Origin of the sequence: Bacillus sp. Leaf49 (assembly GCF_001426125.1) — a bacterium.
GTDB classification, from domain to species: domain Bacteria; phylum Bacillota; class Bacilli; order Bacillales; family Bacillaceae; genus Bacillus; species Bacillus altitudinis.
The window spans coordinates 408777-430252 of record NZ_LMRK01000001.1; the positions used below are offsets into that span (position 1 = coordinate 408777).

Sequence of the window (21476 nt, forward strand, 5' to 3'; positions counted from 1 at the left end):
CGTCTGCTCTTTGAACAGGCGGTTTTTTGTTATGCATATGTTTTAAGACAGCTCCGTCCATTTCTGCTGAAGAGACGGTGTTTGATAGGAAGCCATCTGTGAAATCAATTCTTCCGGTTCTCCAGAGGCATGCAGCAATTGAAGGTGTGATTCATTCGAAAAACCTTCCTGTACACTGAACGTCACCATGTCGAGGAGCGGTTTGAAATACTGATTCACTTGATACAATCCGATTGGCTTTTGATGGATGCCAATTTGCGCCCAGCATAGCACCTCAAATAATTCTTCATATGTACCAAAACCACCTGGCATGGCAATAAACCCATCGGCCAGCTCGCTCATTTTCGCTTTTCGTTCATGCATTCCTTTGACTTCAATGAGTTCAGTGAGCTCTTGATGCACAACCTCTCCTCTAAAAAGCCCTTTTGGCATGACTCCGATCACTTGCCCGCCGTTTTTTAATACCTCATCCGCTATAGCGCCCATTAAGCCAATTCGTGAGCCACCGTATACAAGACGGATTCCTTGCTCTGCCATATAAGCCCCTAGCTCGACAGCTTTTTGTTTGTAGATGTCATTCACACCTGGATTCGAACCAGCAAACACACAAATCGTTTTCATCAAAACAGCTCCATCTCTCTCTATGATTTCTTCACCCACTCATTCTACTATAATTCATTGTAAAGAAACAGCCACTCCATCTATATATAGTGTAAAATTAGAAGATGAACACCATATAAGGAGCTGTATAAAGAGAATGCAAACAACTGAAATGGAAAAATGGATCAAAGATTTCTACAAAATGAGAAATTGGACAGAATACGGGCCGTTTATCAGGTTAGGTTTCCTGATGGAAGAAACAGGTGAACTCGCTCGTGCAGTCAGGGCGGTCGAAATTGGACGCGATCGACCTGATGAGAAAACACAGGAGGACGCCGCGTTAAGAAAGGACCTTATTGAAGAAATGGGGGATGTCTTAGGAAATCTACTTGTTCTAGCTGATCTCTATGATGTAACAGTAGAAGAGGTCTTCTCTTCCCATCAACAGAAACTCACACAACGGTTTTCTAGTGAAAAAGAGCAGGTAAAAAGCACGTGACCGACATGTCACGTGCTTTTTTTAGCCTTTTATAGCTGCTGTGGTGAAATATCATCCGTTCGTTCAAAGAAATGCTGCTTTCCAATGTGATGGAAAAGACCGGTACGATGCAAAAGCTCTTTTGGCTGTGATTGAAGCCCTACAATCATCAATTTTCCATTGTGATGCTTTAATCGATTGGAAATGTTCATCAGAACCGCTTCTGCTGAGGTGTCCATATAATTCACTTTGTTCATAAGCAAAATGAGTGTTTTCGGCTTTGTCTGAACATGATCCAAAATCGAATTTTCCAATGAATCGGTTGTACCGAAAAAGAGTGGCCCTTCAATCGAATACATACTAATCCCTTTCTGATCAGTCTCCCTTTCTAAGGCAGCCGCCGTTTCGATTTGAGGAACAGCAACATTTGTGTGGATATTCGTTGTCTGGCTCATTTTTTTGATAAAGGCGATAAACGCTAAAATGAGACCTGCAGTCACGCCAATAATCAAATCACCGATGACCGTCAGCAGGAAGGTCACGACAAGCACAAGGGAATCCGCATTTTTGACTTTGACAATATTGATAAACTCTTTTTTCTCACTCATATTCCACGCCACAAACATCAAAATCGGTGCCATGGCAGCAAGCGGAATCATCGATGCATATGGTGCAAATAACATTAAGATGAGCAAGACGACGACACCATGCACGACTCCTGAAATGGGGCTTGCTCCACCATTTTTAATGTTTGTTGCCGTACGAGCAATCGCTCCAGTCGCTGGAATCCCTCCGAAAAGCGGCGCCGCCATATTGGCAATTCCTTGCCCGACGAGTTCTTTATTGCTGTCATGCTTTGAGCCTTTCATATTATCAGCAACCATAGCTGACAAGATGGACTCCACGCCGCCCAAAAGCGCAATGACAATAGCCGGCGGCAGCAGATACATCATTTTTTCAATCGTCAATTCAGGAAAAGCGAAAGTTGGCAGTTGACGAGGGATTTCGCCATATGCAGAGCCGATGGTTTCAACTTGTCCTTGAAAAAAGAGAACAGCTATAAATGTTGAAACGAGTAGACCTAATAGAGCACCAGGTATTTTGGGAATGTATTTTTGCGCCGCCAAAATCACGATGAGCCCAACAATCGCTGTGAGAATGGCGAGACTGTTTGCGGTACCGAGATGGACCACGATCTCTCTCATATTGAGGAAAAAGCTTTCATGCTTTTCAACACCCTTTAATCCGAGGAAGTTGGCAATCTGTCCTGAAAAAATAATGACAGCAATGCCGGCAGTAAAGCCGATGATAACCGGACGAGGAATAAATTTCATGAGCTTTCCTAGTTTGAATATTCCGAATAAGACAAGCATACACCCTGCCATAAAACCAGCAATGAGTAAGTTTTCAATACCGTACTGGCTGACGATCCCGAATAAAATTGGAACAAATGCCCCGGTCGGTCCGCCAATCTGATACTTTGAACCACCAAACAATGAAATCAAAATGCCGGCAACGATGACTGTGTATAATCCGTATTCTGGTCCGACACCAGATGCAATGGCAAAAGCCATGCCTAAAGGAATTGCCACAACGCCCACGACAAGCCCAGCGATTAAATCGCGTCTAAACTTTGATGAATCATAACCTTCAAATCTTCCATAAAAACGCATGGTATGTGTTGGCCTCCTTCAAGTATGTGTAGATGATTTAGGTATATTGTGGGTCGATCTGTTTATCTTTTATAACGACATCCAGCTTTCCTGTTGCCGGATGAATCACTAGTCCATGAACAGCTACATCACTTGGCATGAGCGGGTGCTCTTTGACTAATTTCACACTTTGAGATACGCTCTCTTCCACTGAATCAAAGCCTGTCAGCCAGCCCTTTAAATCGACACCTGCGCTTTTCACAATGCTCAAACACTTTTCCTCAATTCCCCGTGCTTTTGCCTTTTCAAGTAAAGGGTCTGCCGCAAGGCCTGCCATTCCGCATTCATGATGTCCGACAATGCATACTTCCTCTGCTTTCAGCTCATAAATGGCTAGTAAAATACTCCGCATGACACTGCCAAATGGATGTGTGACGATGGCTCCTGCATTTTTAATGATCTTCGCATCACCGTTACGAAGCCCCATGGATTGGGGTAATAATTCCAACAGGCGTGTGTCCATACAAGTTAATATAACCAATTTCTTCTCAGGAAATTTTCCCGCCTTGAAAGGCTCATACTGTCTCTCTTTCACAAAATCTGCATTGTGCTGAAGAATCTGTTCTAATGTTGAATCCATCCTGTCATCTCCTATCTTTTTTAAGTGATTGTAACGCCTTACCTGGCCTCCTTTTCCCTTGTGTGTTCTCAAGCATAGAGAAGAAAAATGATAGAAAAAAAAGAAAAAAATGAGAAAACGATGAGAGAATATGTAAGCATTTTCTCTATTTTGCTCTTTGTTCCGCTTCAGCACAGGGGAGAGGCGGCTTTTGCTTACAAACGATAGCTCTCATTTCACCAAAAGACGATGAAAAGGTTTAGTAGAAAATGACCATCCCGTTTAATACACTGCAAATATAATAAATTTTCTATCAAAAAGTCTCGATCTATTTTCCAGTTTGTCAGATTATCTCTCGAAACATCTAGCATTTTTCTATGACTCATCTACTAATCACTCGCTTTTCTACATCGTAAAAAGATATCAGATGGCCATGTCATTTACTCTTTCACTATAAAAATCTCTTCTTTTCCGTTATTTCAGTATATTAAATATTGAGCAGCTCATATTCAAACGTGTACTGCCAAAATGGTTGCTTTATAATAAAAAGAGAAAGATGACCATATGAAAGGAGCGAGTTGATGATGAAACCACATATTTTTGTCGCCAAACCCTTACCTGCCGCTTTTGAAGACATGTTAAAAGAACATTGTACATATGAGGTATGGCAGTCAAAGGATCCGATCCCAAGAGATCTGTTATTTGAGAAGCTACAGAAGGCTGATGGCCTTTTAACATCTGGTACGAAAATTGATCAAGATTTATTAGATCATGCACCCCAACTCAAGGTGGTGAGCAATAATTCCGTCGGCTATGACAATTTTGATCTAGAAGCCATGAGACAAAGAGGCGTGATTGGTACGCACACGCCTTATACACTCGATCATACCGTTGCTGATCTTGCCTTTTCGCTCATTCTCTCTTCTGCGAGGAGAATTGCCGAGCTTGATCGTTTTATCCGCAAGGGAAAATGGACAAAATTTGTTCAAGAGGAAGATATATTCGGCATTGATGTCCATCATCAAACGCTTGGGATCATTGGGATGGGACGAATCGGTGAGCAAGTAGCCAAACGAGCCGCTCATGGTTTTGATATGAACGTCCTCTATCACAACCGGAGCCGAAACGAGAAAGCCGAATCGGCCTATGGCGCTGTATATTGTGCACTGGATGACTTGCTAAAGCAAGCTGATATCATTGTGTTAATCACACCGCTGACTGATGAGACGTACCATATGATAGGAGAGCGGGAATTGAAATTAATGAAGCCGACAGCTTTATTCGTGAACATCTCCCGCGGAAAAACCGTCGATGAGAAAAGCCTCATTCAAGCACTGCAGGAAGGGTGGATCAAAGGAGCTGGTCTGGATGTGTACGAGCAAGAACCGCTTCAGGAAGATCATCCTTTCAAGGAGATGGACAATGTCACGCTTGCCCCGCATATCGGTTCCGCTACTGAAACGACAAGAGACCTTATGCTGAAACGAGCCATTCATAATGTGATTCATGGAATTGACGGCAAAGCCCCTGTTGATATTGTGAAGGAGCTTGCCTCATCTTAATTGAAAAAAGGCGCAGGGAACTGCGTCTTTTTGTTTACGTCATCTAGAGACAGTAGGTCAAAAAGCCTCATTTTCACCAATCTCCTGATTCTTTACATTCTCTTCATATGCCGGTGCTATAATATGAGATAGACAAGCATCAAGAGGACGGCATCCCATTTCCTTTTGAGGAGGATCAAGATGAAAAAAATAAGTTCGATTTTTACTCTGTTCGCTCTGATTGCTGCCATTCTGTTTTCTGGATTTATCCCGCAGCAAGCCCATGCAGAAACACCACTTACACCAACAGCCACAAATGAAACTGCTTCCGTACAGCTTGCACCAGACCTTCGTACCCTTGCCGTCATTAATACCTTTGATGGTGTAGCAGATTACTTAATCCGCTATAAACGACTACCTGATAATTACATCACCAAATCACAAGCGAGCGCCCTCGGATGGGTTGCATCAAAAGGAAATTTAGCTGAAGTCGCGCCGGGCAAAAGCATCGGTGGAGACGTATTCTCTAATCGGGAAGGACGCCTTCCATCAGCTAGTGGCCGTACATGGCGTGAAGCCGACATCAACTACGTCTCCGGTTTCCGTAATGCTGACCGCCTAGTATACTCAAGTGACTGGCTCATTTATAAAACAACCGATCACTATGCGACATTTACGAGGATTCGTTAATCATTGTAAAAAGACAGCCCTAAGTCAAAAGGGCTGTCTTTTTTCATATTGTTTACGGAAGCAGTTTTTGTACGTACTCCTCAAACGGTTGTGAGAGTGGTTTCTTCGATACTTCGTCCTGTTCATGTATCGTGACATGATCCTCTGTCACGATCACACGACCTGTTGGTGTTAGTTTGGATGCAAGCAGCCTTTTGTTAAAAGGAGAGGCTTCATTTTCATAAATCTCATGCCGCAATTGCACAAGTGTATCTTCACCGACTTCTTTTAATGTGAAAGCATAACCTGTTTCAGCACCTGCTCCCCTATCCAATTGGAGTAGATGGGTTCCTTTTTCTGTTTCCTCTGCGTTCACGCGAAAACGAAGGGACGGTGCTTCCACCCATTCACCTGTAAAAGGGACGGGCTGAAGGGGTAAATTCACACCAAATCCTGCATCAATGAGGTAGCGCTCATGGTGATGTTGAAGGACGATGGCTACATGCGTCCCATCCAGTGCCCACTTCTCTGCTTCTTTGTTATATACGGTCCCTTGAACGAGCTGTACGGCGAGACCTGCCTCTTTTAAGACATAATATAAGAGCGGATTGAGGTCATAGCAAAGCCCACCTCTGCTGCCTTCCAGAAGATGATGCTTCAAACCTTCTTGATCCAAAGCATAGGCGTGTTTACCCACCACAGATCTATTTTCAAAAGGAAAGGTATAAGCCATCTTCCTTAGTAAATCCGGTAATTGATCAAACGTAATGGACGCGGCTTCGTATCCAATTTTCTGTAAAAAGGCTGATTGAATCACAACTTTCCCTCCTAAAAAAACTGAGCCCTTGAAAGAGACTCAGTTTTCTTGATTGATAAAATCCGTTAACGCATCGATGGCTTCTTGTTCATCTGCTCCATCAGCTATTAGTTTGACGGTGACCCCAGAGCTGATCGCAAGACTCATCAGTCCCATAATACTCTTCGCATTAACCTTTTTCCCATCTTTCTCTAGAAAAATATCAGCACCAAAACGATTGGCTTCTTGAACGAACAAAGCAGCCGGACGTGCCTGCAAACCCGTTTTCAGCTGAATTGTGACCGTTTTTTCCACCATATGATCTGCCTCCCTTTTTTATTTCCCTATTTGAGTGTAACAGCTTGTCCGTTTCTTAATTGTTCTGCAATTTGATCTAGCTTTCTTAAACGGTGATTAATGCCTGATTTGCTGATCTTGCCGCTTTCCACCATTTCGCCAAGTTCCTTTAATGTGACTTCTTGGTAGTCAATACGCAGTTGCGCAATTTCACGCAGCTTATCTGGCAGGGCGTCTAGTCCAATCTTTTCGTCAATGAATTGAATATTTTCAACCTGGCGCAGTGAGGCACCGATCGTTTTATTCAAGTTTGCTGTTTCACAATTGACGAGCCGGTTCACTGAATTCCTCATATCTCGGACGATGCGCACGTCTTCAAAACGAAGCAATGAGTTATGAGCACCCACAACACTTAAGAATTCCGTAATTTTCTCCGCTTCCTTCATGTATGTGATAAAGCCTTTTTTGCGTTCAAGTGTTTTACTGTTAAGATGGAATTGATTCATGAGCTCACATAGGGCATCATTATGTTCTTTGTATAGTGAAAAAATCTCAAGGTGATACGAAGAGGTTTCTGGATTATTCACAGAACCTCCTGCTAAAAAAGCACCTCTCATATAGGAACGCTTGCAGCATCTTTTCTTCACAAGTTCTTCTGAAATGTTGCGTTCAAATACAAATTGTTCACCTAATATCTTTAGGTCCTCTAAAATGGTTTTCGCTCGTTCTACCAGTCTGACAATATACACATTATTCTTTTTTAATCTCATTTTTTTACGAACGAGCAGCTCGACAGTCACATCGTATTTCTTTTTCAAAAGGGTATAAATACGTCTTGCAATGGCTGCGTTCTCTGTCTGTATATCTAAAATCAATTTTCGATTAGAAAAAGATAATGAACCGTTCATACGGATGAGGGCAGAAAGCTCTGCTTTTGTGCAGCAGTCCTTCACTTCCAGATTAGTCAGCTCTTTTTTTGTTTCGGATGCAAATGACATCCTTGCCACCCCCATTCCTATTTTTTCTGATGCAGCAAATCGACAAGCAGCGCAGCTACTTTCAACGTATCATGACGAATCACATGCTGGTCATATGTAATGATTTCCCCAGGGATGACTTCTAGTCCCATGGCTTTGAGTACATCTGTGTCGAATTGTACAGGCTGCGCCTGTTCTTCTGCATATTTTGCTTTGATTTCTTCTGGAATTTCTTTATTGTTCACAAATATCGTATCGATAAATGGTCGGTCCATATGATCGTTTAGTGCCTGCACATGATCAGCTGCACTGTAGGAAAGCGTTTCCCCCGGCTGCGTCATGACATTGCAAATATAGACTTTTTTCGCCTTAGAACGAATCACTTCTTCGCCAATATGCGGTACAAGCAAGTTTGGCAAGATACTTGTATACAAGCTGCCAGGTCCAAGGACGATCAAGTCGGCTTCACGAATGACTTGAATCGATTCTGGGAGCGGCTCAATCGTATCGGGTGTGAGGAACACTCGTTTAATTCGCTCACCATAGGTTGGGATTTTTGATTCTCCCGTTACCACTTGCCCGTTTTCTAATTCCGCATGAAGAACAACACTTGAATTCGCTGCTGGCAATACTTTTCCTCTCACATTTAAGACCTTGCTCATTTCTGTGACGGCATGAAAAAAATCACCGGTTATATTCGTCATAGCCGCAAGAATGAGATTGCCGAGAGAGTGGCCTGTTAAGTCATTCCCTTTATTAAAACGGTGCTGAAATAAATCTTCTACAAGCGGTTCGACATCAGAGAGTGCCGCAAGTACATTTCGAATATCGCCTGGAGGCGGAATATTCAAATCATGTCGCAGTCTACCTGAGCTGCCTCCATCATCAGCTACCGTCACAATGGCGGTAATGTCCACTGGCTTTGTCTTTAATCCTCTAAGTAAAACAGATAAGCCAGTGCCTCCGCCAAGAATGACAACCTTTGGTAGTGTCGTCATCTATTTTCTGCTTCTCTTTTCAATGTCCCGGTGAGTGACATGAGTATAGTAGTCATTTTTAAAATACTCCGATAAGTAGTTCGCTAGCGTCACTGATCGGTGCTGTCCGCCTGTACAGCCAATGGCAATAACAAGTTGGCTTTTTCCTTCTCGTTTATAGGACGGAAGCATAAAGCTGAGAAGGTCGATTAATTTCTCTGTGAACTTTTGCGTTTCACTCCACTTCATGACATAGGAGCGTACTTCTTCATCGTTTCCAGTCTGTGGACGCATGCTCTCAATATAGTAAGGATTCGGCAGAAATCTCACATCAAATACAAGATCAGCATCAATCGGCAGACCGTATTTAAAACCGAAGGACATCACATTCACTGTAAACACCTGCCCTTGGCTCGTGGCAAAGTGTGCAACAATTTTTTCTCGAAGCTGTTTGGGTTTTAAATCCGATGTATCAAAAATCATTTGAGCCCGGCCTTTTAACTCTTCTAACAGATCGCGTTCCATCTCAATTCCTTCGAGCGGCAAACCTGTTGTCGCAAGGGGATGAGAACGTCTCGTTTCTTTATATCTTGAGACAAGCACCTTATCGTTTGCATCTAAAAATAGAATCCTTGGTGTGATCCAGCCGATATCACTCATCTCATCTAAGGCAGCAATTAAGCTATCAAAGAATTCGCGTCCGCGCAAATCCATCACAAGGGCCACCTTGCTCATCTTTGAATTGGATTCCTTCATGAGCTCTAGAAACTTCGGTAAAAGTGATGGCGGTAAGTTATCCACACAAAAGTAACCTAAGTCTTCAAAGCTTTGGATGGCAACGGTTTTCCCCGCACCTGACATTCCTGTAATAATCACAAGCTGAATATCATCTTGTTTGTGCGTATTCATGCCTGCTCCCTCTCCTTCTTTATGAAAACGGTTCATTTATTAGTCTCCTTGAGGATCTAATCGATAAGCAATCAGCTCAAAATCTGGTGTATACGTAAAAGTGCCGTGGAGAAGTCCTTTCCCTTTCAACATGAAGTCAAGAATATGGGAATCTCCTGGAGCCATCGGCAAGCTGGGCACATCTTTTACATCATGCCATTTTAAAATGCCTTCCTCCGACTCTGATACGTTTTTTCCTGTAAAGGAATCTGCCATAAAGGTGAACATCATCCACTCTTGAACGATTTGATCGCCTTCTTTTATGATAAAGGTAAACACGCCTTTTAGCTGCGGATTTAAAATATAAATGCCTGTTTCTTCTCTAAATTCTCGAACGACTGAATCCTTGACCGATTCTCCGCTCTCCATTTTGCCGCCAGGTGCTACCCACCAGCCTCGTCTTGGCTTTTGCAGCAAGAGAACTTGATCTTCGTGATGCAGCACACAATTGGTTACTCGTTGCATCAGCTGTCACCTACTCTTTTATGTCTTTTTCTTATTATACAGGTTCATCATGACTCCCACAATGAACATGCCCGTTCTTCACTGAAAACAGACAGGTTTTCGTATGAATATGGTGACGGGCACTTTCTCTATTCTTTATTTTACAACATCTAACGGTTCTCCATGCGTCATTTGTGAACATCTCGTGAATTTCTGATTTTAAGCAAAAAAAAGGACACGGATTCACATCCGTGCCAAACATGTATTCCTTATAAAAGGGGGTCAATTACTAGTTTTATCATAACGGATAATTGTTTCACCCGTGTTACATTCCAGTTAAAAGCCCGTGACGCAATATTAAGGATTTACGACAGCTGTTTATTTCATTGCTTTTAGCTTTTCAGCAAGCTCTTCTACATAATGCTGTGCACTCTGTGCTGCAATACTTCCATCACCTGTTGCTGTGACGATTTGACGAAGTGTTTTCTCACGAATGTCTCCAGCTGCGAAGATTCCTTCAACTTTTGTTTCCATTCTTTCATTAGTCTCAATGTAGCCCTCTGCATTTGTAATCCCTAGATTTTCAAATGGTTTAGACAGCGGCAGCATACCGATGTAGATAAAGACGCCATCTGTTTTGAAGTCTTCTTCCTCACCTGTCACGGTATCAATTAATGTCACACTGCCGACTTTCCCGTTCTCTTCATTGATTTCTTTAACGGTTTTGTTCCACATAAAGTCGATTTTTTCATTATCAAATGCACGTGCTTGTAAGATGCTTTGGGCACGTAGTTTGTCGCGTCTATGGACAATTGTGACTTTAGATGCAAAGCGAGTGAGGTAAACACCCTCTTCTACTGCTGAGTCTCCTCCGCCAATCACGACAAGCTCTTTGTTTTTAAAGAAGGCACCGTCACATACAGCGCAGTATGATACGCCGCGGCCGCCAAGTTCTTTTTCGCCTGGTGCACCGATTTTTTTGTATTCAGCACCTGCCGCAATAATGACGGAACGTCCTTTGTATTCTTTGGAACCAGCTTTGACGATTTTGTACTCTTCACCATCTACAATTTCTTTAATATCGCCATACGCATACTCGGCACCGAATTTCTTTGCATGCTCAAACATTTTATTTGAAAGTTCCGGCCCTAAGATGCTTTCAAAGCCCGGATAGTTCTCGACATCTTCCGTATTCGCCATTTGGCCGCCTGGAATTCCTCTTTCAATCATCAGTGTTGAAAGATTTCCCCGTGATGTATAAACAGCGGCTGTCATTCCGGCAGGACCCGCTCCAATGATGATCGTATCGTAGATTTTTTCTTCTGACACAACTGTCACTCCCTCTTCAATTGCTGCTAGCATTTCTTATTAGAATGCCCTTGGGTGATGCTTCCATTCATGACAGAGAGCATCATTTCCACTCTTAGCTTTTATTCCTTACCCATATCCTATTAAATCTGCGGGTAATAAGCGAATCATTTGCTCATATCTTCAAAAAAAGAAAAAGCTTCCTTAAACTGCTGTTTAAGGAAGCCTGTTTACGGTTATATAGTAAGTAATGATTTATTCAACGACTCTTCTTACAACGCCATTGAATGCTTTTTTCCAGTAAGCGTTGCTCATAGAGTCAACTGAAACACCGCGAGAGCTGTTATCGTTCAAGAATGTACCGTTTCCTAAGTAAATACCAACGTGTCCATTTACTTTATACGTATCAAAGAACACAAGGTCTCCGCGCTTCATGTCAGATGCACTTACAGCTCTTCCTTTACCTACAAGCGTATCTGTTGTTGTACCGCCAACTGGTCCAAGGTTGATGCCAGCTGATGCAAATGCCCAGCGAACGAATGAAGAACAGTCAAAACGACGTGCGTCAATATCGGCTTGTGATCTGCCGCCGCCCCATTTATATGGAGATTGTCCTACAATGGTAGAACCTGTGCTGATTGCACCTTCGATTCCGCCTACGTTATTGCTGACAGGTGATCCACCGCCAGAAGATGGCTTTTTGCTTGGTGAACTGCTGCTATTGTTATTTGAAGATCCACTGTTATTTGAAGAAGAACCGCTGTCGTTATTAGAGCTGTTGTCTTCAGCTTGAACACTAGCTTGACGCTGCTGTTGTCTTTGTGCTTTTTCTTCTTTTGCTTTTTGAGCAGCTTCTCTTGCTTCTTTTTCAGCTTGTTTTTGAGCAGCGATTGTTGCGTCTTTTTCAGATGCAATGCTGTTTGCCTCAGTGTTTAACTCGCTGATTTGAGAAGAGGCACTTCCTTTTTGCTTTTTCACTTGCTTGAATAGCTTGTCTTTCTCATCAAGCTGTTTATTTAAGTCTGTTTGAAGTGTTTCAAGCTTTGCAAGCGTCTTTTGAACATCTTCAAGCTTTGTGTTTAATTCGTTTTCAGACTTTTGTAATTCCGCTTTGTCTCTTTCTTGTTCTTTAATGATTTCGCTGTCTGCGTTGATTAATGTAGATACAGCACCTGCACGGCTGATGAAATCGCTAAAGCTTTTTGCTCCTAGTAATACATCTATGTATTTCGTAGAACCACCGCTTTCTTGAAGCGCACGTACACGCTTTTTCAAGAATTCGTTTCTTTCTTCGATACGTTTTTCTGTATCAGCAATTTCTTTTTTCAGTGCTTTGATTTCTTTTTTTGTTTTTTCGTTTTCTTTTTGTTTTTCTTCGATTTGATCACTTGTTTTTAAAGCTTTTTCGTCAATTTCTTTTAGCTTTAGCGCAAGTGCCTCTTGTTTTGCCTCAAGCTTTGAAAGCTCTTCTTTTTTCTTTTGAAGATTCTTGTTTACCTCTGACTGCTTGCTGTCTAGTTCTTGTTTCTTTTGTTCAAAGTTCTGTGCATTTGCTTCATGAGTAAATGGAATAAATAAACCGCTCGCTCCAATGACCGAAGCTAAACCGAAAGTAATAAACTTTTTCACGTATAGTTCCTCCTTTGACAATTTCCCAAGCGACATGAGAAAGCAGCAAATTCTCTGCGACCAATCTGTGCTTCCTGTGTCTTTCTTCCTGATGATTCAGTCAGATGTTGACCAGATTGTTTCTATCACTAGGTGTTGCATTATGTATAGTAAAATATTTAAATATATGTCTTTGTTTTAATCCACGATTTTCATTATACATGACACATCGACAAAATGAGCTAATATTTTTATTACATTTATGTTTCAAATAGATGTCGAGATTGTCATACTTCGCCAAATCCTAGCAAATCCCACCTCTTTATCCAAGAAAAAAGCATGACCTTTTCGGCCATGCTGCTGTTATCTGAATCTATTTACCTATTCAAACCATGAACGCACAAATAATATTCTCATATTTTGACAGCGTTTGAACGCTGATCTGAAAAGAAGCTGCGATCTCTTTTTTGCTGACAGCTGATTCTTCTTGTTCATTCATCCATAGATAATAAGAAGCTGCTGCCCATGCAATGGCATTTTTCTTCTCTACGCCTGAAGCGCGTGCTTGCTGAATAATATGGAATAACCAAAAATATGGCATGTGGCTATCAGGCTGCACCGCTTCTTCCAAAGCAGATGCCGCCTGTTTTGCGAAGACCGCATCTTCTGAAAACGATCGTTCTTCCATTTGATCTTCAAATAAAAGTAACTCAATAAACTGCTGTTCAAAGGCCGTTTTCGCAGCGCGGGAATCAAGAACAGATTGCAAGACGTCACGTTCACCTTTTTGTTTGCTGACATAGTAGGCAGTGAGTCGTTCCTCAATTGAAACCATTGGCTCAGACTCCTCTGGTTTATCTTGCCACGGCTTGATTTCATCTGCATCAATATCTTCTTCCACCATCTTATCCCAGACGGTTTGCGCCAGCGTTTTGTGGCCCGTATAATAGGCTGCACTTGCCAGCCAGTATAAAAACGTACTATCACCTTGGAAACCTGTTTTATACAAAGAATAAAGCCATTTAAATGCCCATTCAAATTCTCCAACAAGGGCAAATGTCGCGCCAAGCTTATAACGCTGTTCACTTAATATTGGATACACGTGCGTTAATTGCTTCGCTAACAGATTGACCTTTTCTTCTTCTTTTTCATAATGATAGAAAACAAGCTGATTACAAAGGGCATGCAGATTACCGGGATTTTCATGAAGGACCCGGTTCAACATTTCTTTTGCCTGATCGATTTGGCCAGAATAAAAATAGGCCAAAGCGAGATTATTATACGCTGACCAAAACTCTGGATACTCAACAATCATCTGTTCCAGCATCTCGATTGCTTCATCCAGCCTGCCGCTTTCTAGCAAATGGTTGGCTTGATCCTGCTTTACAATCAGATCATCCTGATCATAAGGAAAATCTTCATCAACATCGTCACTCATATCAAGCAGATCGAGGAGATCGTCATTTTCATCTGCAAATTCCCCGTCTTCTTCCAGCGCAGCATAAGCAGTGGCGCATCTATATGCCTCTTGAAACAAACCGAGATTCGCATAATTATTGGCTTTAAAGTAGTGACACTCTGACATATTCTCATCCAAGTGTTCAAGGATAAAATCAAGCAGTTCATTTGATTGTTGGTAATGACCCATTTCAGTATAAATAATGGCAAGCTGCGACAGCATTTCTACATTTTCAGGCTCAAGTACGATGGCCCGCTGTATCAGCTTACTTGCCCTAGACAGATTTCTTTCTCTATATGCTTTTAGACCTTTATGAAAAAAGTAATGCCCATCTTGGAATAGCTGGACGACTTGTGTGTGATTATTTTGAGAAGTGTATTTACTCACCGATACCCTCCATTTCGAACAGTGTACCGTGTGTAGTATAACATACTTCATGAGTCGTCACATAGAACAAAAGGAAAGGAAGGATTTGTTTTTCATTTAAAAGCAAAAAGCCGGGGATACCCCCAGCTTTTCATTCCCCTTGATGGCGCTTTTTCAATACCTTTAATACATCATCAAGAGGCAGCTGCTGTTCACGTAATAACACAAGAAGGTGATACAGGAGATCTGCTGTTTCCCATTTCAATTCTTCTTGATCACGGTTCTTCGCCGCAATGATCACTTCAGAAGCTTCTTCCCCTACCTTTTTCAGGATTTTGTCGACTCCTTTTTCAAATAGATAGGTCGTATAAGCTCCTTCTGGCATTTCCATCTGCCGTTTCGAAATGACCTGTTCCAGTTCATTTAAAATGGCAAAGCGGTCTTGTTCTCCCCTTGGCTGTTTCACGCCATCTTCTGAAAAACAGCTATAGCTGCCTGTATGGCAGGCTGGGCCGCTTGGTGTCACTAGAACAAGCAGGGCATCTTGATCACAGTCATAGCGAATAGATGTAACACGCTGGGTGTGTCCAGATGTAGCTCCTTTGTGCCAAAGCTCATTTCTCGATCTGCTAAAAAACCATGTTTCCCCTGTCTCTAATGTTTTTTCATAGGATTCTTGATTCATATACGCCAAAGTAAGAACTTCCTTGCTTTGAGCATCCTGTACAATGGCAGGAATGAGACCTGCATCATTAAAGATTAATTCGTTTGCCTGTTTCATCTTACCTTCACCCCGTGTTCTCTCAAATATGTCTTCACCTCTTGAATAGAGGTTTCTTTATAATGGAAAATAGAGGCTGCGAGTGCGGCATCAGCTTCACCTTTTGTAAAAGCCTCCAGCATATGCTGCGCATTGCCAGCACCTCCTGAAGCAATAACTGGCACTGTGACTGCTTCTGATACAAGCCTCGTCAAACGATGCTCAAATCCCGTTTTCTCACCATCGGCATCCATGCTAGTCAGCAAGATCTCGCCTGCTCCTCTTCGCACGGCTTCTTTCGCCCAGTCACTCACTTCTAAATCCGTTTGACGGCGTCCTCCGTGCGTATAGACCATGTATGCTTGTTTCTCTTCATCGTATTTCGCGTCAATCGCAACAACTATACACTGTGAACCAAAAAAGTCGGCTCCTTCTGTTATTAGCTCCGGTCTTAAAACAGCCGCTGTGTTCACAGACACCTTGTCTGCCCCCGCTCTTAATATACGCTTCATATCATCAAGATGGTTAATCCCGCCGCCCACCGTGAACGGGATAGCGAGAGTGGATGCCACTTGTTTGACCACATCCACCATTGTTTTTCGGCCTTCATGAGAGGCAGATATATCAAGAAAGACGAGTTCATCCGCACCTTCCTCGTCATAGATCTGCGCTAATTCGACCGGATCACCAGCATCCTTCAACCCTAGAAATTGGATCCCTTTGACCACACGCCCTTCCTTTACATCAAGACATGGAATGATTCGTTTTGTCATCATATGCTGTCAAGCCCTTCAAACGCTTCTGCTAAAGTAAATTGCTTTGTGTACAGCGCCTTGCCAATGATTGCACCAGACACACCTGTCTGCTTTTGTGCTGACAGCTTTTGCAGATCACCTACTGCACTGACACCACCTGAGGCAATGACTTGTTTGCCAGTTGCTTCTGCTAATCGAACCGTACTTTCCACATTTGGACCAGACAGCATGCCATCCATTTGAATATCAGTGAAAATAAAGACCTCTGCGCCTTCCTTTGCCAGTTCCTTACCGAGTTCCTCCGCCTTCACTTCCGACGTTTCAAGCCAGCCTTCAGTCGATACAAAACCGTTTCGTGCATCAATGCCAATGGCAATTTTCTCTCCATATTGCGCCAGCATTTTTTTCACAAAAACCGGGTTTGACACCGCTGAACTGCCAAGAATGACTCTCGATACGCCATTGTTTAAATAAAATGCAACATCTTCTTCTGTACGAATGCCGCCGCCAATTTGGACATTCACATCTAATGAGGAAGCAATCGCCAGCACATGCTCGTGATTCACGCGTTTCCCTGCTTTTGCGCCATCTAAATCAACAAGATGTATCCATTTCGCTCCTTCATTTGCAAACCGTCTCGCCATGTCTAACGGTGAATCTCCATAAATGGTTTCTTGGTCATAGTCTCCTTGCACAAGTCGTACACATTTGCCATTTCTCATATCAATTGCTGGATATAATGTAAAATCACTCATTTGCTCACCCTCTGTTCGTTTGCTAATTGAATAAAATGTTTCAGCAGTGCCATTCCTGTTGTACTGCTTTTTTCAGGGTGAAACTGCGTTCCAAACACATTCCCCTTCCCAACAACGGCAGGTACTTGAACGCCATAGGGCGCACTTGCCAATAGATCTTCTGGATTCATGCCGCTCACATAATAAGAGTGAACAAAGTATGCAAATCCTTCCGGCACACCGTCAAATAATGGTGACGGCTGATGAAATGTGAGCTCATTCCAGCCCATATGAGGCACCTTCAGCCTTTGTCCATCCTGATCACGATCCTTCAAAAGAACGACACGTCCTTTTAAAAGGCCTAATCCTTTTGTTTTTCCTGCTTCTTCACTTTCTTCAAACAACAGCTGCATGCCTAGGCAAATGCCAAATAACAGCTTTCCTTCCTGCACGACTTGGTGGATAAACGCCTCAAGTCCTGTCTGTCTTAACAGCTGCATCGCATCACGAAACGAACCGACGCCTGGCAAAATGTACGCATCTGCCTTTTTCAGCTCCTCTACTTCAGAAGACACGATATAAGACGCTCCTGCTCGTTCCAGTGCTTTTGATACGCTAAACAAATTTCCCATTCCATAGTCAATGACGCCAATCATTAGAGCATCCCCTTTGTCGACGGAATCCCTTTAACACGCGGATCAATGGTTGTTGCTTCATCTAAGGCGCGTGCCATCGCTTTAAAAATGGCTTCAATCATATGGTGGGTATTGGTTCCATAGTGAACGATCACATGAAGATTGATTCGTGCTTCAAGGGCAAATTTCCAAAGAAACTCATGAACCAGCTCCGTATCAAAGGTGCCGACCTTCTGACTCGGGAAATCAGCTCTCATTTCCAAATGAGGACGATTGCTTAAATCAACGACGACTTGGGCAAGTGTTTCATCCATTGGAACAAAACTAGAGCCGTAGCGCTTAATTCCTTTTTTATCCCCGAGCGCTTCTTTAAACATCTGTCCAAGCACGATGCCAATATCTTCTGTTGTGTGGTGATCATCGACATCTGTGTCTCCTTTTGCATCTACAGATAAGTTAAAGTGCCCATGCTTTGTGAATAAGTCGAGCATATGCGTCATAAAAGGGACATCTGTTTGAATATCTGCTTTTCCTTCACCATCAATCTCTAGCGCTAACGAAATGTTCGTTTCATTTGTCTGTCTCGCTGTTTCCGCCTGTCTCATTTTGATTCCTCCCGCTTTCTCGCTTCAATCGATCTTGCATGTGCTTCAAGCCCTTCTAATCTTGCAAAAGCTGCAATGCTTTCGCTATGTGTTTCAAAAGCTTCTTTGCTATATGAAATGATGCTTGTTTTCTTTTGGAAATCCGTGACGCCAAGCGGACTGGAGAATCTTGCAGTCCCGTTTGTTGGCAGCACATGGTTCGGTCCTGCGAAGTAATCCCCTACCGGCTCTGGGCTGTAACGCCCTAAGAAAATTGCTCCAGCATGCTTGATTTGACCAAGTAGTGATGCTGGATACGCCGTCAGCACTTCTAAATGCTCTGGGGCTAACTGGTTCACGATATCAACTGCACGATCCAAGGATTCTGTCACGTAAATATGGCCATGGTCTTGAATGGATTGTGCTGCGATTGATTTCCTTGGCAAAGTATCCAGCTGCGCTTGCACCTCTGCTTGCACTGCTTCAGCCAATCCTTTAGATGGTGTCACCAAAATACTAGATGCCAATGCATCATGCTCTGCCTGTGAAAGCAAATCAGCTGCCACCTCATGTGCAGTTGCCGTTTCATCTGCTAAGACAGCAATTTCACTTGGGCCCGCAATCATATCAATGTCTACTTGACCAAATACTTCCCGTTTGGCAAGTGCTACATAAATGTTTCCTGGACCGGTGATTTTATCAACAGGCTGGATACTGTCCGTTCCATATGCAAGAGCAGCTATCGCCTGAGCACCACCCATTTTGTACATTTCTGAAATGCCCAGCTCCTTCGCTGCTACTAGTACAGCGTCAGACAGACGACCGTCTTTTCCTGGCGGTGTCACAAGGACAATTCGCTCAACGCCGGCAACAAGTGCCGGGATGACATTCATTAAAACAGATGATGGATAGGCGGCCGTTCCGCCTGGGACATATACACCGACCGCATCGAGCGGTGTTACTTTCTGACCTAGCATTGAGCCGTCCTTTTGGTGATAAAACCAAGAGGAGGTCAGCTGACGCTCGTGGTATGTTCGAATATTCCGGATCGCCGTTTGGATGATTTGGATCATCTCCGGGTCCAAACGTTCGTAGGCTTTTGTCTTTTCATCCTCCGTCACAAGTGGCTGTTCAATAGAGACACCGTCAAATTGCTTCGTGAAAGACCGTACCGCTTCGTCACCATTTTTTCTCACTTCTTCGATTATTCGCTGAACAGCCAATCGCTGCTCTTCCGTTCCTGTATCTAGAGAACGCTTGAGTGAGAGAGTGTCTGTCTCACCTTCTTGTATGTAGGTGATGTTCATGATGTTTCCTCCCCTTCTCCTTCGATGATTCTTGCCAGACGCTGCGCCATTTCATCGATTACCGCATCCTTCATTCGATAGCTCACAGGATTGACAATAAAACGTGACGTAATGTCACAAATATGTTCCGTTTCGACAAGCCCATTTTCCTTAAGTGTTTGACCGGTGGAGACAATGTCAACAATTCGATCGGCAAGTCCGATGAGCGGTGCTAATTCAATGGAACCATTTAGCTTAATGATCTCCACCTGCTCACCTTGTTCTCTAAAATAAGAAGAAGCGACATTTGGGTACTTTGTAGCCACACGCGGCGCGACACCGCCCCAGCTGGCTCCCGGCAACCCCGCTACAGCTAAATGACACTTGCTAATGTTTAAATCGAGCACTTCGTACACATCCCGTGCTTCTTCAAGCATGACGTCTTTCCCTGCAATGCCCACATCTGCTACACCGTGCTCTACATATGTCGTCACATCCATTGGCTTCGCTAAAATAAAGCGAAGATTTTCTTCCGGTACATCAATGATTAATTTTCTTGAATCCTCGAATTCCTCCGGCAGCTGATATCCAGCCTGTCTTAATAGCCCTGCTGCTTCTTCAAATATCCGCCCCTTTGGCATTGCCATTGTCAACACTTTACCCATTTTGCTCTTCCTTTCTAGCGCCGATAAAATAAGTCACTTGCTCAAATGCCTTGGTCATGGCATCAATATTTTCAATACCCGCTAAGTCTTGGAGAACAATCCTTTTGCCCTTTGTCCGCTCTTTTTCTGCAAAATCAAATGCTTCAAGCCGCTGTTCTTTACTAAAAATCACAGCCTCTTGGGGCTCATTTATTTCTTTTGCGTCGAGTGCCTCAAGAAGACGGTCTAATCGAAGTCCAAAGCCTGTAGCGGGTGCGGGTGCATCAAAGTGAGCAAGCAATTGATCATATCTTCCTCCACTTCCGATCACAGACCCAACATGATCCGCAAATACTTCAAACAAAATCCCCGTATAGTAGCTCATATGACTAACCATGCTTAAATCCAAACGGATATATTCTGTACAGCCGTAATCTTCAAGTGTCTCCCACAGCGCCTTTAACTCCGCAAGTACTTCTTTGCCCTCTTGTGACACCACAATTTCTTCAGCCTGCTGGGTCACTTCTTGACCGCCGCGCAGCTCTAAAAGCTGAAGCAGCCTTGTTTTATCGATGGATGAGAGCGGCAATTGTTTAACATGCTGCCTATATCCCACATAATTCTTTTCATATAAAAATCGGCGCAATACGTTCGCCCGCTCTGTATTCCCTAATACATCTAAAAACAAGGTCTCAGCCAAAGCCACATGCCCGATCGCAATTTTGAAGGATTGAAGTCCAGCATTTTTTAATGCAAACACGACAAGCGCTATGACTTCAGCATCTGCACTAATCGACCCATCACCGATCAATTCAATACCGACCTGCTCAAATTCAGAAGGTCTTCCGCCTTCTCTTTCCTGTGCCCGAAACACGTTGGCTGCATAACCGACTCGAAGCGGATACGCCTGTTCGTGAAGCTTTGAAGCCGCCACTCTCGCAATTGGTCCCGTCATATCAGGTCTAAGCACAAGGGTTTGACCATTTTGATCAAGAAGCTTAAACAGCTGCGTATCTGTAATCGCCGATTGAACACCGACTGTATCGTAAAATTCAAGCGTTGGCGTTTCCATTAAACGATAACCCCAACCATTCATGACCTCTGTTAAAGAATGCCTAACTCTTTTCTTCGTCTCATACAATCCTGGTAATGAATCTCGCATACCATATGGTTTTTCAAACATGAACATGTTCTTCCGCACCTCCAACACATTAAAACAAAAAATTCCGAATCCTTTAGTTCGCTAATATGATAATATGCTAACAAAATAAAGTAATTAAATCAATCATTTTTATTTTCCCCTTTTTTTCCTTAATCATTTGTTCATATATTACATTAA

At 43.0% G+C, this 21476-nt stretch carries 22 protein-coding genes and 1 pseudogene; 3 read left to right on the top strand and 20 right to left on the bottom strand.

The window, feature by feature from the left end; translation table 11 throughout:
- Nucleotides 1-42: 42 nt before the first annotated feature.
- The gene (locus tag ASG46_RS02180) at nucleotides 43-621 is read right to left on the bottom strand and encodes a TIGR00730 family Rossman fold protein (protein WP_024719873.1); all 579 of its coding nucleotides are present in this window, start codon (nucleotides 619-621) and stop codon (nucleotides 43-45) included.
- A gap of 136 nt (nucleotides 622-757) precedes the next feature.
- On the opposite strand from ASG46_RS02180, the gene ASG46_RS02185 reads away from it, so the two are divergent.
- Nucleotides 758-1099, top strand: coding sequence for a MazG nucleotide pyrophosphohydrolase domain-containing protein (locus ASG46_RS02185; protein WP_017368102.1), 342 nt, complete (start codon nucleotides 758-760; stop codon nucleotides 1097-1099).
- A gap of 29 nt (nucleotides 1100-1128) precedes the next feature.
- On the opposite strand, the gene ASG46_RS02190 is transcribed toward ASG46_RS02185, so the two are convergent.
- Both ASG46_RS02190 and ASG46_RS02195 read right to left on the bottom strand, forming a co-directional pair.
- A complete protein-coding gene (locus ASG46_RS02190; RefSeq protein ID WP_045034007.1) occupies nucleotides 1129-2751 on the bottom strand; it encodes a SulP family inorganic anion transporter in 1623 nt (540 codons plus the stop codon).
- A 37-nt stretch (nucleotides 2752-2788) separates the two neighbouring features.
- A complete protein-coding gene (locus tag ASG46_RS02195; protein ID WP_024719876.1) occupies nucleotides 2789-3370 on the bottom strand; it encodes a beta-class carbonic anhydrase in 582 nt (193 codons plus the stop codon).
- Between the two features lie 563 nt (nucleotides 3371-3933).
- Between ASG46_RS02195 and ASG46_RS02200 the strand changes: the two genes are divergently transcribed.
- Entirely contained in the window at nucleotides 3934-4911 is a 978-nt protein-coding gene (locus tag ASG46_RS02200; protein WP_056702979.1) for a 2-hydroxyacid dehydrogenase, read from the top strand.
- Between the two features lie 342 nt (nucleotides 4912-5253).
- Nucleotides 5254-5580 (top strand): annotated as a pseudogene (locus tag ASG46_RS02205) (ribonuclease); the annotation flags it as partial.
- A 52-nt stretch (nucleotides 5581-5632) separates the two neighbouring features.
- On the opposite strand, the gene ASG46_RS02210 reads toward ASG46_RS02205, so the two are convergent.
- The 17 genes from ASG46_RS02210 to ASG46_RS02290 form a co-directional block, all read right to left on the bottom strand.
- Nucleotides 5633-6376 carry an arylamine N-acetyltransferase family protein gene (locus ASG46_RS02210; RefSeq protein WP_056702864.1) on the bottom strand — a complete coding sequence of 248 codons (744 nt, stop codon included), beginning with the start codon at nucleotides 6374-6376 and terminating at the stop codon, nucleotides 5633-5635.
- 39 nt (nucleotides 6377-6415) lie between these two features.
- Nucleotides 6416-6673 (bottom strand): HPr family phosphocarrier protein, encoded by a 258-nt coding sequence (locus ASG46_RS02215; protein ID WP_008348124.1) that lies wholly within the window; start codon nucleotides 6671-6673, stop codon nucleotides 6416-6418.
- A 26-nt stretch (nucleotides 6674-6699) separates the two neighbouring features.
- A complete protein-coding gene (gene whiA, locus ASG46_RS02220; RefSeq protein WP_008348125.1) occupies nucleotides 6700-7650 on the bottom strand; it encodes a DNA-binding protein WhiA in 951 nt (316 codons plus the stop codon).
- A 17-nt stretch (nucleotides 7651-7667) separates the two neighbouring features.
- The gene (locus tag ASG46_RS02225; protein ID WP_008348128.1) at nucleotides 7668-8627 is read right to left on the bottom strand and encodes a gluconeogenesis factor YvcK family protein; all 960 of its coding nucleotides are present in this window, start codon (nucleotides 8625-8627) and stop codon (nucleotides 7668-7670) included.
- Entirely contained in the window at nucleotides 8628-9515 is an 888-nt protein-coding gene (rapZ, locus tag ASG46_RS02230; RefSeq protein ID WP_024719879.1) for an RNase adapter RapZ, read from the bottom strand.
- Nucleotides 9516-9554: 39 nt separating this feature from the next.
- Nucleotides 9555-10019: an 8-oxo-dGTP diphosphatase gene (locus ASG46_RS02235; protein ID WP_008348133.1), complete on the bottom strand. Its 465-nt coding sequence runs from the start codon at nucleotides 10017-10019 to the stop codon at nucleotides 9555-9557.
- A gap of 357 nt (nucleotides 10020-10376) precedes the next feature.
- Nucleotides 10377-11327, bottom strand: coding sequence for a thioredoxin-disulfide reductase (gene trxB, locus ASG46_RS02240; protein ID WP_024719880.1), 951 nt, complete (start codon nucleotides 11325-11327; stop codon nucleotides 10377-10379).
- A 234-nt stretch (nucleotides 11328-11561) separates the two neighbouring features.
- Entirely contained in the window at nucleotides 11562-12935 is a 1374-nt protein-coding gene (locus tag ASG46_RS02245) for a C40 family peptidase (protein ID WP_056702868.1), read from the bottom strand.
- Nucleotides 12936-13299: 364 nt separating this feature from the next.
- Nucleotides 13300-14760 (bottom strand): tetratricopeptide repeat protein, encoded by a 1461-nt coding sequence (locus ASG46_RS02250; RefSeq protein ID WP_024719882.1) that lies wholly within the window; start codon nucleotides 14758-14760, stop codon nucleotides 13300-13302.
- A 130-nt stretch (nucleotides 14761-14890) separates the two neighbouring features.
- On the bottom strand, nucleotides 14891-15520 hold the full coding sequence (gene hisIE / locus ASG46_RS02255) for a bifunctional phosphoribosyl-AMP cyclohydrolase/phosphoribosyl-ATP diphosphatase HisIE (RefSeq protein WP_041091647.1): 630 nt from the start codon (nucleotides 15518-15520) through the stop codon (nucleotides 14891-14893).
- Nucleotides 15517-16275 (bottom strand): imidazole glycerol phosphate synthase subunit HisF, encoded by a 759-nt coding sequence (gene hisF, locus ASG46_RS02260; protein ID WP_035389615.1) that lies wholly within the window; start codon nucleotides 16273-16275, stop codon nucleotides 15517-15519. Before hisF ends, hisIE begins: the two co-directional genes overlap by 4 nt.
- Nucleotides 16272-17009 carry a 1-(5-phosphoribosyl)-5-[(5-phosphoribosylamino)methylideneamino]imidazole-4-carboxamide isomerase gene (gene hisA, locus ASG46_RS02265; protein ID WP_041091644.1) on the bottom strand — a complete coding sequence of 246 codons (738 nt, stop codon included), beginning with the start codon at nucleotides 17007-17009 and terminating at the stop codon, nucleotides 16272-16274. Before hisA ends, hisF begins: the two co-directional genes overlap by 4 nt.
- Nucleotides 17006-17644, bottom strand: a complete 639-nt coding sequence (hisH, locus tag ASG46_RS02270) for an imidazole glycerol phosphate synthase subunit HisH (protein ID WP_056702871.1) — start codon at nucleotides 17642-17644, stop codon at nucleotides 17006-17008. The genes hisA and hisH overlap by 4 nt, the downstream gene beginning before the upstream one ends.
- Entirely contained in the window at nucleotides 17644-18228 is a 585-nt protein-coding gene (gene hisB, locus ASG46_RS02275) for an imidazoleglycerol-phosphate dehydratase HisB (RefSeq protein ID WP_007500075.1), read from the bottom strand. The genes hisH and hisB overlap by 1 nt, the downstream gene beginning before the upstream one ends.
- Nucleotides 18225-19514: a histidinol dehydrogenase gene (gene hisD, locus ASG46_RS02280; protein WP_056702874.1), complete on the bottom strand. Its 1290-nt coding sequence runs from the start codon at nucleotides 19512-19514 to the stop codon at nucleotides 18225-18227. Before hisD ends, hisB begins: the two co-directional genes overlap by 4 nt.
- A complete protein-coding gene (hisG, locus tag ASG46_RS02285) occupies nucleotides 19511-20158 on the bottom strand; it encodes an ATP phosphoribosyltransferase (protein WP_007500071.1) in 648 nt (215 codons plus the stop codon). Before hisG ends, hisD begins: the two co-directional genes overlap by 4 nt.
- Nucleotides 20151-21326, bottom strand: coding sequence for an ATP phosphoribosyltransferase regulatory subunit (locus ASG46_RS02290; RefSeq protein ID WP_017368113.1), 1176 nt, complete (start codon nucleotides 21324-21326; stop codon nucleotides 20151-20153). Before ASG46_RS02290 ends, hisG begins: the two co-directional genes overlap by 8 nt.
- Nucleotides 21327-21476: the final 150 nt, after the last annotated feature.

What these genes read in the sequence shown, in the direction of transcription:
- hisH (WP_056702871.1), bottom strand. Translation starts at nt 17,644, where the DNA reads ATGATTGGCGTCATTGACTATGGAATGGGAAATTTGTTTAGCGTATCA.
- hisA (WP_041091644.1), bottom strand. Translation starts at nt 17,009, where the DNA reads ATGAGTGATTTTACATTATATCCAGCAATTGATATGAGAAATGGCAAA.
- ASG46_RS02195 (WP_024719876.1), bottom strand. Translation starts at nt 3,370, where the DNA reads ATGGATTCAACATTAGAACAGATTCTTCAGCACAATGCAGATTTTGTG.
- whiA (WP_008348125.1), bottom strand. Translation starts at nt 7,650, where the DNA reads ATGTCATTTGCATCCGAAACAAAAAAAGAGCTGACTAATCTGGAAGTG.
- hisB (WP_007500075.1), bottom strand. Translation starts at nt 18,228, where the DNA reads ATGAGACAGGCGGAAACAGCGAGACAGACAAATGAAACGAACATTTCG.
- ASG46_RS02215 (WP_008348124.1), bottom strand. Translation starts at nt 6,673, where the DNA reads ATGGTGGAAAAAACGGTCACAATTCAGCTGAAAACGGGTTTGCAGGCA.
- hisD (WP_056702874.1), bottom strand. Translation starts at nt 19,514, where the DNA reads ATGAACATCACCTACATACAAGAAGGTGAGACAGACACTCTCTCACTC.
- ASG46_RS02180 (WP_024719873.1), bottom strand. Translation starts at nt 621, where the DNA reads ATGAAAACGATTTGTGTGTTTGCTGGTTCGAATCCAGGTGTGAATGAC.
- hisG (WP_007500071.1), bottom strand. Translation starts at nt 20,158, where the DNA reads ATGGGTAAAGTGTTGACAATGGCAATGCCAAAGGGGCGGATATTTGAA.
- ASG46_RS02290 (WP_017368113.1), bottom strand. Translation starts at nt 21,326, where the DNA reads ATGTTCATGTTTGAAAAACCATATGGTATGCGAGATTCATTACCAGGA.
- rapZ (WP_024719879.1), bottom strand. Translation starts at nt 9,515, where the DNA reads ATGAATACGCACAAACAAGATGATATTCAGCTTGTGATTATTACAGGA.
- hisIE (WP_041091647.1), bottom strand. Translation starts at nt 15,520, where the DNA reads ATGAAACAGGCAAACGAATTAATCTTTAATGATGCAGGTCTCATTCCT.
- ASG46_RS02200 (WP_056702979.1), top strand. Translation starts at nt 3,934, where the DNA reads ATGAAACCACATATTTTTGTCGCCAAACCCTTACCTGCCGCTTTTGAA.
- ASG46_RS02225 (WP_008348128.1), bottom strand. Translation starts at nt 8,627, where the DNA reads ATGACGACACTACCAAAGGTTGTCATTCTTGGCGGAGGCACTGGCTTA.
- ASG46_RS02190 (WP_045034007.1), bottom strand. Translation starts at nt 2,751, where the DNA reads ATGCGTTTTTATGGAAGATTTGAAGGTTATGATTCATCAAAGTTTAGA.
- hisF (WP_035389615.1), bottom strand. Translation starts at nt 16,275, where the DNA reads ATGATGACAAAACGAATCATTCCATGTCTTGATGTAAAGGAAGGGCGT.
- ASG46_RS02185 (WP_017368102.1), top strand. Translation starts at nt 758, where the DNA reads ATGCAAACAACTGAAATGGAAAAATGGATCAAAGATTTCTACAAAATG.
- ASG46_RS02235 (WP_008348133.1), bottom strand. Translation starts at nt 10,019, where the DNA reads ATGCAACGAGTAACCAATTGTGTGCTGCATCACGAAGATCAAGTTCTC.